Below are 10,507 nucleotides of genomic sequence, written 5' to 3'. Positions count from 1 at the left end.
TATAATAATTGCCTATGCCTTATTCCAGATAATACTATTTCCTTCAGCCCCACTCTGGTTTGTGCCAATATTTGCCCTGATAGTGATATATATATTTAGTCGCTATGTGAAGTGGTGAAGTGCCATTAGTTTTTTAACCTCATAAGGAATTGAAAAAATTATGTCTACACCCGCCCATTTATGGCTTGAAGATGAAAACGGTTCTCCCGTCACAGGCAGCTGTCAGATGCCACTGCGGTTGGGCTCCATCGAATTAAAATCGTTCTCTCACGGTGTAACCATACCTGTCGATCCCAGCTGGGGAAAGCTCACGGGAACGCGGGTCCATAGCCCTGTAACGATAGTCAAAGAATTTGATCAAACAACGCCGCTACTCTACAGAGCAGTCTGTGAAGGACGGACAATGAAGAAAGGCACTATCCGAATGTATCGCATTCTGGAATCCGGAATCGAAGCTGAATATTTCAATATCATTCTGCAAAATGTCAAATTTACGACAGTTGCACCCTACCTTGCCCCTGGCGGGGTGAGCAGTACGCATCTCGAAACGCTGGAATTACGCTATGAGGCAATCACATGGAAATACACGGATGGCAATATCGTATATCGTGATGAGTGGAATAACTACGCGAGATCATAAGTGCTCCTGACTGACTTCACCAATCAACTTCTGAAATTTATAGATAACACAGTTACGTCACCCCCGGATTTTTGTCACGTCGGAGTATTTCCAATCCGGTTACCTGCTGCTGTTGCATTACTGCCGTCCTGTGAACAGGTGTAACGAAATGGAGAGTCCGTTACCGTTACACCTGTCGCAGGGAGAAAGCAGCAACCGCGAGCATGCATCACGCCAGCTTCACCGACATTCGTTTCGTCGGGTATGCGTTGCGCGCAAAAGCCATAACTATGCGGCCGTGTCGATGTCAGCCGCCCCAGCGACTTTTCAGATAACTCACCGCCTGCTGAGTCTGCGGCTGATTGAGATAGTTCTCTCTGAAAAGAATGGTGCCGTCGATATGGGGCCAGGACTCATTGAGGTCGAGCTGCTTTCTCAGCTCCGGCACTCCGCCCTGCAGCGTCCAGTCAGGCTCAATCCGCGAAGGCTCGCCCACCTTGTAGAGCGCCAGACCGATGTAAAGCCGGGTTCTGGTCGGCTTCACCACCTCTGCCCACCACTTTGCCAGCACGTCATAACGGGCAGCCTGACGGGAGAACGGCCAGTAGAGCTGTGGCGCGATATAATCCAGCAGACCCTGCTGAACCCAGCGACGGGTATCCGCATAGGCTTCATCGTAGGCCGCTGCGCCTCGGGTATCTGAACCCGCCGGATCGTGCGACAGGTTGCGCCAGACACCCGCCGGGCTGACACCAAATTCCACCTCCGGCTTCAGCTGTTTAATGGTACGGGAGACCTGCTCAATAAGCTGTTGCGTATTGTGACGCCGCCAGTCCGCTTTGCTGGTGAAGCCCTGCCCGTAACGGCTGAAGGTCTGACTGTCGTTGAGAAGGGAGCCTGCCGATTCCGCGTAGAAATAGTCATCGAACTGCACACCGTCGATCGGATAGTGCGCCACCACCTCGGCCACAATACTGGTGATCCAGTCCCGTGCCTCCGGGATGCCGGGATCGAGCACGTAGCGGTCGCCCGCGGTACGAATCCAGTCACGGTGCAGCACAAACACGCTGGCCGGATGAAGAGAGAGCGTGCGGTTCAGCTCACTGGCGGTAGAGGGTTTGATGTTGACCGAAACCCGATAGGGGTTGAACCACGCGTGGACTTTCATACCGCGTTTATGCGCCTCATCCAGCATAAACTGCAGCGGATCGTAACCGGGATCTTCGCCGATTCTGCCGGTCAGCATATCGGACCAGGGCAGAATTTTAGAGGACCAGAGCGCCGTGGCATCGGGCTTCACCTGGAAAAAGACCGTGTTAATTCCCAGGCTTTTCAGTTTATCCAGCTTGTCGATAAGCGACTGCTGCTGCATCCGGATGCGCTCTGCCGGGCTGGCACCATTGACCGATGCGACGGGAGGCCAGTCAAGACGGGATACAGTAGCTAACCAGACGCCGCGCATCGGTTGCCGGACCTGAGGCTGCACCGGCTGGCTGGCTGGCGGTAACGGCTGTTTCGTGACCGGTGGAAAAGGCGTCACCAGCGACCGCGGCGGCTCAGAGGCGCAGCTGACGAGCAACAGTGCCGCAGCCAGTGCGGCCCCGCGCCTTAACGCCACGCTGGCTGCGGCAGGAATAAGATTCAGTGCGATGATAAACTCCAGTTTTATCTGGTCGGGACGCAAAGAGGAGTATTCTCGGTGACTCTGATTAAATGTCAATGCGTTAGCGCTGGGGACTGAACACAATACCGGCCGCCGCCAGACAGGCTTTGAGGGTGCCAAAAGCATCCTGACACTGCCGTTCATTGACGCAGGCATACCCCAGCAGCAGACCTCGCGTCTCCTGAGGATGCATATAGTACTGCGATAGTGGCCGCACCTTGACGCCGCGCTTCAGCGCCTCGGCGGCAATGGCGACATCATCACTGCCTGCCGGCAGCGGCATCACCAGATGCAGACCGGCTTCATGGTTAAAAGCCGGTAAGAAGGCAGGCCCCAGATAGCGCTCGATCAGCCGACAGAGAAACTGCCGCCGCTGTCGATAAAGCAGCCGCATCCGCCGGATATGCTCCATGTAATGACCCAGCCGGATAAACTCCGCCAGCGCCCGCTGAATCAGCAGATGTCCGCCGCGATAGAGTTCCGCTGCCGCGATGCGCATCGGCTGAGCCAGCGGTTTTGGCACCACCAGATAGCCAATGCGCAGGGCGGGATAGAGCGTTTTACTGAACGTGCCCATGTAAATCACCGGCGCATCGGCTTCCAGCCCCTGCAGCGAGGGATGCGGCTGTCCGGAGAAACGAAATTCGCTGTCGTAGTCATCTTCGACAATCCAGCTCTGATGACGGCGCGCCAGTGTGAGCAACGCCTGACGACGTGCCAGGCTCAGATGCACCCCAAGCGGGTACTGATGGGAAGGTGTGACAAACACCATTTTGGGTGGCGGCCCGCTGTCGGGCACCAGGCCCTGCTCATCCACTGGCATGGCCCGGATTTTCAGGCCATTCATCCGCAGCAGATTGCGTGTTCCCCAGTAGCCCGGCTCTTCCATCCAGACCCGATCGCCTGGGTCGCACAATATCCGCGTGACCAGATCGACAGCCTGATGAACGCCCTCGGTGATCAGAATCTGATCCGCATCGGCCTGCACGGAACGCGCCACCCGCAGATAATCGACCAGCGCATGACGCAGATCGGGGCAGCCGCCGCCGCTGCTGTAAACCAGCCGATGGACGTCAGGCTCCCGGTTCAGGCGCGCCTGAATCTGACTGAACAGCTTATGAGGAAATTCGGTCACGTCGGGCGCGCCAGGCACAAACGCTCCCCACTGATAAGGGGAAGCGGTGGCGTGCCCCAGCAGTGTGGCACCGCGCTTCGACAGGGTGGCCGGTCGCTGCGCCTTCACGGCGGCCAGGTCGGCAATCGCATCACTCTGCAGCGAACTCTCCGGCAGCGTCTCGGCAATCCACGTGCCGCTGCCGGTGCGCGCGGTCACGTAACCCTGCGCCATCAGACTTTCATACACATGCATCACCGTGTTGCGCGACACGCCGAGTTCACGCGCCAGATCGCGGGTGGGCGGCAAACGACTGCCGCGCGGAAAGACCGCTTCCGTGATCGCGGCCTGCATACAGTTGAGCAGTCGCTGATGCAGGGAACCGGTTTTCATAAACTGTAACCGTGCTAATAGATGATCGGCGTACAAGAGTCGCAATTGGCTCCATCCTTCCTCTGATAATTGGCTCTGGCAACTCACCACGCCTCAGGCATAAATAAACGTGTTTGTCGGGAATTGTAAACACGCATATCAATGAGGTGGATCAAATGAGCGAAAAAAATAACCTGATGCAGGAACGTAAAGCACAGGCTCTGCCTAAGGGCATCGGTACGCTGTGCGACTGGTACGTTGCCCGGGCAGAAAACGCCACCTTATGGGATCAGGCTGGTAACAGCTGGATCGACTTCGCAGGCGGCATCGCCGTGCTGAACACCGGTCATCGCCATCCACGCATCGAGCAGGCGGTGGCCGAACAGTTAACAAAGTTTACCCATACGGCGTTCCAGATCACCCCTTACGAAAGCTATATCGCACTGGCTGAACGCATCAATCAGCGGGTGCCGGTTGCCGGTGCAGCGAAAACCGCCTTTTTTACCACCGGTGCCGAAGCGGTAGAAAACGCGGTTAAAGTGGCGCGTGCCTATACCCGTCGTCACGGCATCATCACCTTTGGCAACGCGTTTCATGGCCGCACCTTTATGACCATGGCCATGACCGGCAAAGTCGCCCCCTACAAGCGCGACTTCGGCCCGATGCCCCCTTCCGTTTTCCACGCCCGCTACCCCAGCGCGGTGCAGGGGATCAGCGTTGAAGCGGCACTGACCAGCCTGGATGAGATTTTCACACAGGACATTGCGCCCCATGATGTTGCGGCAATCGTACTGGAACCGGTGCAGGGTGAAGGTGGATTCCATGCGGCACCGGCAGAATTTATGGTGCAGCTGCGTGAACTGGCTGACCGTCACGGCATCCTGCTGATTGCGGATGAAGTACAGAGCGGATTTGCCCGCACCGGCAGGCTGTTTGCCATGGAACACTATCCGGTGAAAGCCGACATTATCACCATGGCGAAAAGCCTGGCGGGCGGGATGCCCCTCTCCGCCGTGGCCGGTCGCGCTGAGGTGATGGACGCGCCTGCCCCTGGCGGCCTGGGCGGTACCTATGCCGGAAATCCGTTAGCTATCGCGGCGGCTCACGCGGTGCTGGATGTGATCGAGGAGGAGCAGCTCTGTCAGCGCGCCGTGGATCTCGGTGGCCGGCTTGTCGCTGAACTGGAGGCGCAGCAGCGCAAACACCCTGATATCGCCGAAGTGCGGGCGCTGGGTTCGATGGTGGCTATGGAGTTCTATCAGGCCAGCACCGCGCAGGCCGTTCAGAAGATGGCGATGGAACAGGGCCTGCTGCTGCTGACCTGCGGCGCGAAAGGCAACGTTATCCGCTTCCTCTACCCGCTTACCATTCCGGATGCACAGTTCAGCCAGGCGCTGACCCTTCTCTCCACGGTGATCGATCGCTGTGTTGCCCCTGCCGGACACCCTGTCGTCCCGGCATGATTTCACTGGCTCGTTAATCGCAAGCCCCTTTCCTGTTCGTCCGGTCAGCATGGCCGGGCGTCCCCCGGAGACGTTGACATGACGATGACTCAGAGTGCGAATGAAGATTCGCTGGCTCAGAACCTGAAACCGCGCCACGTGCGCATGCTCTCGATTGCCGGCGTAATTGGCGCCGGGCTGTTTGTTGGCTCCGGCCATGCTATTTCTGAAGCGGGCCCCGCCGTGCTGATCTCCTATGCGGCCGCCGGGTTGCTGGTCGTGCTGATCATGCGGATGCTGGCGGAGATGGCGGTGGCCTCACCCGATTCCGGGTCATTCTCCACCTATGCGGAGAAAGCGCTGGGACGCTGGGCCGGGTTTACCATCGGCTGGCTCTACTGGTGGTTCTGGGTGCTGGTGATCCCGCTGGAAGCCAATGCGGCAGGCACGATCCTGCACGCCTGGTTCCCCGATGTGGCCATCTGGCAGTTCACCTTCGCCATCACACTCTTACTGACCATTACCAACCTGCTGAGCGTGAAAAACTACGGTGAGTTTGAATTCTGGTTTGCCCTGATCAAGGTCGTGGCGATCATCCTGTTCCTGGCCGTCGCAGGTGCCGCCGTGTTTGGCCTGCTGCCTGACAGTCACACCAGCGGCCTGTCGCATCTTTATGACACCAACGGCTTCATGCCAAATGGCCTCGGCGCGGTGGTCGCGGCTATCCTGACCACGATGTTCTCTTTTATGGGCACCGAGATTGTCACTATCGCCGCCGCAGAGTCGAAAAATCCCGGCCGGCAGATTACGAAAGCCACCAACTCGGTGATCTGGCGTATCGCGCTGTTCTACCTGCTGTCGATTTTCTTCGTGGTGGCGCTGGTTCCGTGGAATACGCCAGGCCTGGTTGAACAGGGTTCCTGGCAGACCGCTCTGCAGGCGATGAGCATTCCTCATGCCCGGCTGATCGTCGATCTGGTGGTGCTGATGGCGGTGTGCAGCTGTCTGAATTCAGCGCTCTACACCTCCTCGCGCATGCTCTACTCGCTGTCACGCCGCAAGGACGCGCCCGCTGCGGCCTCACGCACCAATCGCAGCGGCACACCCTGGGTTGCGGTGCTGCTCTCGACTGCGGCGGCGTTTCTGGCGGTGATCGCCAACTACCTGGCGCCCAGCGCGGTCTTCGAATTTTTACTCGCCACCTCGGGTGCCATTGCGCTGCTGGTCTACCTGGTGATTGCCGCATCCCATCTGGTGCTGCGCAAAAAACGCGAGCAGGCGGGTGAAATCCTGACTTACCGCATGTGGCTGTTTCCCGGTCTGACCTGGGTCACGATTCTGTTTATCGTCACGGTGCTGGTGATCATGCTGTTTGATCCTAAACACCAGACAGAATTAGTGGCGACGGGCGGTTTAACGCTGGTTATTATTGCGACCAGCCTGCTGCTGCGCCGTAAAAAGGCAGAACAGAAAAGCACGCGCTATTTTGTGCAGCGCTCCTCTGACCCGTCATAATTAACTGAAGCGCATTAACAGTGAAAAAGCCCACCTTTTATAAGGTGGGCTTTTTTTTGCATCTGGTTCCCTGGTGCTGACAAAAAGGGTCTGGCGATATAAGGTTTTCTCTGATACCCACTTTTTCGCTGTGGGTTTGGTAACATTACTTTTATTCCTGTTTCGCCCCGGGCGCAATCAATTTTCGTCAGAATGGCAGAAAAAATTAAAGATAAGTGAGGGACAGAATCCCTCTGGTTTTTTCGGCGTTTAACCAGTGCATTTTCACTTCTGCAGGTAACCTGTCAAGGGCGTGGAGATTTCTGAGATCAGCCGTCGTCAGCGTAGTCTTTCCCCTGCCAGAATCATAACAACTGAACACGACCTGATTCTTTCCGGTGTTCATATCACATGAATCATTCGTCACCATGCCGCGAAAGGTAATCGTGCCTGAATCCGAACCAGCACTTGCTGCCCCGGCGATTGTCATTAAGAGCGTGGTAAAGCCAGCGAGTAAAAATGATTTCATCCTGCATCCTCCTGAATGTGTGTCAGGAGTTATCGGCGCAGATCGCAAAAGATTAAGCACTGAAAAGAGAATTAAATGTAAATCTTCGCCAGCTGGACTTTTCATCGCCCTGGATTTTTTAACATCGATAGTAAAAAAAGAATTTTTTGCGTTAACGGTATAATTAACATCAACACAGAAGAACAGGATTTAAACGCAAAGACGTCCAGGAGGAGAGCTTAAATAAGCTGAGGCACTTTCTGCAGTGACAGAAATGGGCATGCTGATTTTTATTCTGACTGCCTGTTCAAAATAAATATCACTCAGGCGTTCCGGAATGAGAGATATCCGCGCTGCCCGGCAGAATTCACCCAAAATGTTTTCAACTCATTCCAGATACTGGCTGAACCGCAGCAGATAACCATCCGGATCCTGCAGAAGAAACTCGCGCTGACAGGCGGTTGTCCCGCCGGTGTCATATACCGTATCCCGCAGCGGGCGATAGAGCGGAATACCCTGCTTTTGCACCCGAGCCAGTACGACCTGGATATCATCCACTTCAATCTGAAAATTGATGCCCCGTCCCAGCGGCCTGTGAAGCTCTGCCGTGTTCCAGCCCTGAGGATGAAACTGCTCAATCATCAGTTGCACCTCACCATAGCACAGGTAGGCGAAGTCCGGCTGCTGCCGCTGTATTCTCACGCTGAATCCCAGTAACGTCGTGTAAAAATGCAGTGAGGCGGCAAAATCGGTTACGGTGAGTTCTGGCACCATACGATTCCAGTAAAGGGGTTGATTGTCACTCATTTCTTCTTCCCTGTTATCGGTTGTGAGGCTGGCTCAGGCAGGACTCAAAAGGTTGCGCTGCAGTTCATCGAGTATCAGCCGCAGTGCTGCAGGCTGATGTTCCCGCGACAGGTAAAGTCCCCAGATGCCAATGCGTCCCGGCTCATAATCGGGCAGTAAGGTGACCAGTTTTCCGCTTTCCAGAGCGTGACGCGCCTCCTGCTCGGGCACCATCGCAATTCCACAATCTGCACTGGCCGCATCGCACAGCAGAGAGGAGATCCCGGCGCTGAAATTTCCTTTTACCGCCACCGCCATTTTCTCTCCCTGCGGGGAGGTAAAGTGCCAGCTCTGTCCGGCGAAATGGCTGTAACAGAGGCAGTTATGGTGCGCCAGATCGTCAGGCGTTTGCGGCATCCCGTGCTGCTGCAGATAGGCCGGTGAGGCGCAGAGGACAGAGCAGCAGTCACCCAGGCGGCGGGCGATAGTGCCCGGCTCCGGCGTATCAGTAATGCGGATGGCGAGATCGATCCGTTCACCAATCAGGCTGACAGGCTGATTATTGATCTCCAGCTCGATGCGCAGGGCCGGATAGCGCGCCAGAAAGTCGGGGATCACCGGACCGACAAGGTGGACAGCCGTGAAGTGCGCGCAGGCGATGCGCAATGTCCCGGCGGGTATTCCCTGCGGGGTCTCCTGGCGGATCTCCTCCGAAAGGCGTGCCAGCTGGCGGGTCTTTTCCAGAATCGCCTCGCCTGCAGGAGTGATCGTCAGACGACGTGACGAGCGATGCAGCAGACGCGTTCCGGCCCAGCTCTCCATCTCTTCCAGATAACGGCTCACCATGGGACGGGAGATCCCCAGTGCGCGTGATGCCGCACTCAGGCTTCCCAGCTCACAGATCCGGTTAAAAACGACCGCCGCAGTCACTCTGTCCATCTGTTTTACCTGTTCGGATTATGAAACTCAGCATGTCTGATTTCGGGAATTCTAACAGATGTCAGAATGCGTAAAATAGCGCCACTGACACAAAACATGATCATTTGCGCCGCCCTGTGCGGTGATTACCCTCTGAGGATAAACATGAAAATTGCCGCTCACGCTTTAATTATGATGCTGGCTTCAGCCTCTGCCAGCGCCACGACCCTGAAACTTGAAACCTATAATCCGCAGGAAAAGGGCCTGTTTGCCGTTTCATCTACGCTGGTCTCCGGCCCCACCGAAGCCATTCTGTTTGACGCGCAGTTCAGCACGCAGGATGGTGAGAAGCTGGTGGCGATGATTAAACAGAGCGGCAAAAAACTGAAAGAAATCGTGATAACCTCCGGCGATCCCGACTTCTATTTTGGCCTTGAACCGATTGTTAAAGCCTGGCCGGATGTGAAGGTGGTGGCCTCACCCGCTGTGGTGAAACATATTCAGGAGACGCATGAGGCGAAGCTGAAGTACTGGGGTCCGCAGATGAAACAGGGCGCGCCTGACGCGCTGACCGTGCCAGAGGTGACGCATGAGACACGGTTTAGCGTAGACGGTGAAGTGCTGGAGCTGCGTCATCCGGATCAGTATGCCGCTTACGTCTGGATCCCCTCCGCCAGCACCATTCTGGGTGGGACGGCCCTCTCTTCCGGCATTCATGTCTGGACAGCAGACACCCAGACCCCTGAAAGCCGTGCGGCGTGGCGTCATATCCTGACAGAGATGCAGACGCTGCATCCGCAGAACGTCATCCCGGGTCACTATCTGGGTGCGCGCCCTGCCGGGTCGCAGGCCGTGGATTTTACCCTCAACTACCTGAAGTCCTTTGAGCAGGCGCTGTCGCAGCACAAAACCTCAGCAGAGGTGATTGACGCCATGACGGCCGCCTGGCCAGGACTGGCCGAGCCGGGTTCGCTGGAGCTCAGCGCGAAAGTGAACACCGGCGAGATGAAGTGGTAAACCCGCAGAGAAACGGCTGACTTTGCGGCACAACGCGGGGTGCGCCAGAGCGCTATTTTTTAGCCAGATAGCGCCTGTCATCCCGCGCCTGCAATCGCGCCTCAGCGGGTGTGGGGAAGATGTAGTGAAACAGGTCGCGGTAAAAACTCAGGTGTTTCAGCAGACCTTCCTGAATCGATCGGCTGATATCTTTGATCAGAAATTCCTGCGTGGTGTTGAAGTTCGTCACGCTGAAAAAGGTTTTGTCGTAGACGTTTACCACCCCTTCCCATTTCATCACCTGCTCCTCCGGGGAGAGGCCTTCCGAGACGGTAAAGATCCCCTTGTGGGATTTCACGCCCTGTTTACTGACATAGGTGGTTAAGGCGTCGTAGCCGCGTTTGTTGCGCCAGCGGCAGAATTCGTAGGGCACGTCGTAATGGGGCAGTACAAAGTCCGGGCTGCGAAAATGTTCATCTGCAATCAGGCCATCCAGCGTCACGGTAAAATGCAGAAAGTCCTGCAGAAAATCGAACTGGCGGGTTTTGGTCAGGGTGACATTAATTGAGTAGTGACCGGCCTGCACAAACCAGTA

General features: G+C 56.3%; 10 protein-coding genes. 4 read left to right on the top strand and 6 right to left on the bottom strand.

Annotation, left to right across the window (positions count from 1 at the left end):
- Window positions 1–160: 160 nt before the first annotated feature.
- Window positions 161–640: an Hcp family type VI secretion system effector gene (locus FJW00_RS04575; RefSeq protein WP_140923157.1), complete on the top strand. Its 480-nt coding sequence runs from the start codon at window positions 161–163 to the stop codon at window positions 638–640.
- A 286-nt stretch (window positions 641–926) separates the two neighbouring features.
- Here the strand turns inward: FJW00_RS04575 and FJW00_RS04570 are convergent, their stop codons facing one another.
- Together FJW00_RS04570 and pdxR are read right to left on the bottom strand one after the other, a co-directional pair.
- Window positions 927–2,303 (bottom strand): glycoside hydrolase family 10-like protein, encoded by a 1,377-nt coding sequence (locus FJW00_RS04570; RefSeq protein WP_181405349.1) that lies wholly within the window; start codon window positions 2,301–2,303, stop codon window positions 927–929.
- 40 nt (window positions 2,304–2,343) lie between these two features.
- A complete protein-coding gene (gene pdxR, locus FJW00_RS04565; RefSeq protein ID WP_181405348.1) occupies window positions 2,344–3,834 on the bottom strand; it encodes a MocR-like pyridoxine biosynthesis transcription factor PdxR in 1,491 nt (496 codons plus the stop codon).
- A 110-nt stretch (window positions 3,835–3,944) separates the two neighbouring features.
- Between pdxR and gabT the strand changes: the two genes are divergently transcribed.
- Together gabT and gabP are read left to right on the top strand one after the other, a co-directional pair.
- Entirely contained in the window at window positions 3,945–5,231 is a 1,287-nt protein-coding gene (gene gabT, locus FJW00_RS04560) for a 4-aminobutyrate--2-oxoglutarate transaminase (protein WP_046102773.1), read from the top strand.
- A gap of 84 nt (window positions 5,232–5,315) precedes the next feature.
- Window positions 5,316–6,725, top strand: coding sequence for a GABA permease (gene gabP / locus FJW00_RS04555; protein WP_373682541.1), 1,410 nt, complete (start codon window positions 5,316–5,318; stop codon window positions 6,723–6,725).
- A 205-nt stretch (window positions 6,726–6,930) separates the two neighbouring features.
- Here gabP and FJW00_RS04550 read toward each other — a convergent pair whose 3' ends face one another.
- From FJW00_RS04550 to FJW00_RS04540, 3 genes are all read right to left on the bottom strand, one after another.
- On the bottom strand, window positions 6,931–7,233 hold the full coding sequence (locus tag FJW00_RS04550) for a YmdA family protein (RefSeq protein WP_009092822.1): 303 nt from the start codon (window positions 7,231–7,233) through the stop codon (window positions 6,931–6,933).
- Window positions 7,234–7,599: 366 nt separating this feature from the next.
- Complete coding sequence (locus tag FJW00_RS04545; protein WP_140923155.1) at window positions 7,600–8,019, bottom strand: bleomycin resistance protein; 420 nt, start codon at window positions 8,017–8,019, stop codon at window positions 7,600–7,602.
- A gap of 33 nt (window positions 8,020–8,052) precedes the next feature.
- A complete protein-coding gene (locus tag FJW00_RS04540) occupies window positions 8,053–8,937 on the bottom strand; it encodes a LysR family transcriptional regulator (RefSeq protein WP_140923154.1) in 885 nt (294 codons plus the stop codon).
- 144 nt (window positions 8,938–9,081) lie between these two features.
- Here FJW00_RS04540 and FJW00_RS04535 point away from each other — a divergent pair, with 144 nt between their 5' ends.
- A complete protein-coding gene (locus tag FJW00_RS04535; protein WP_111207268.1) occupies window positions 9,082–9,933 on the top strand; it encodes a Vmh family MBL fold metallo-hydrolase in 852 nt (283 codons plus the stop codon).
- A 52-nt stretch (window positions 9,934–9,985) separates the two neighbouring features.
- Here FJW00_RS04535 and FJW00_RS04530 read toward each other — a convergent pair.
- Window positions 9,986–10,507 (bottom strand): hypothetical protein (locus tag FJW00_RS04530; RefSeq protein ID WP_140923153.1); only part of this gene is annotated, 522 nt, incomplete at its 5' end.

Source organism: Pantoea anthophila (assembly GCF_006494375.1).
Classification (GTDB): domain Bacteria; phylum Pseudomonadota; class Gammaproteobacteria; order Enterobacterales; family Enterobacteriaceae; genus Pantoea; species Pantoea anthophila.
The sequence above is the reverse complement of the archived record's forward strand: the minus strand, read 5'-3'. Positions and strand labels throughout refer to the sequence as shown.

Bases quoted from the DNA above. Each gene is read 5' to 3' on its own strand.
- FJW00_RS04575 (WP_140923157.1), top strand. From the start codon at position 161: ATGTCTACACCCGCCCATTTATGGCTTGAAGATGAAAACGGTTCTCCC.
- gabT (WP_046102773.1), top strand. From the start codon at position 3,945: ATGAGCGAAAAAAATAACCTGATGCAGGAACGTAAAGCACAGGCTCTG.
- gabP (WP_373682541.1), top strand. From the start codon at position 5,316: ATGACTCAGAGTGCGAATGAAGATTCGCTGGCTCAGAACCTGAAACCG.
- FJW00_RS04550 (WP_009092822.1), bottom strand. From the start codon at position 7,233: ATGAAATCATTTTTACTCGCTGGCTTTACCACGCTCTTAATGACAATC.
- FJW00_RS04545 (WP_140923155.1), bottom strand. From the start codon at position 8,019: ATGAGTGACAATCAACCCCTTTACTGGAATCGTATGGTGCCAGAACTC.
- FJW00_RS04540 (WP_140923154.1), bottom strand. From the start codon at position 8,937: ATGGACAGAGTGACTGCGGCGGTCGTTTTTAACCGGATCTGTGAGCTG.
- FJW00_RS04535 (WP_111207268.1), top strand. From the start codon at position 9,082: ATGAAAATTGCCGCTCACGCTTTAATTATGATGCTGGCTTCAGCCTCT.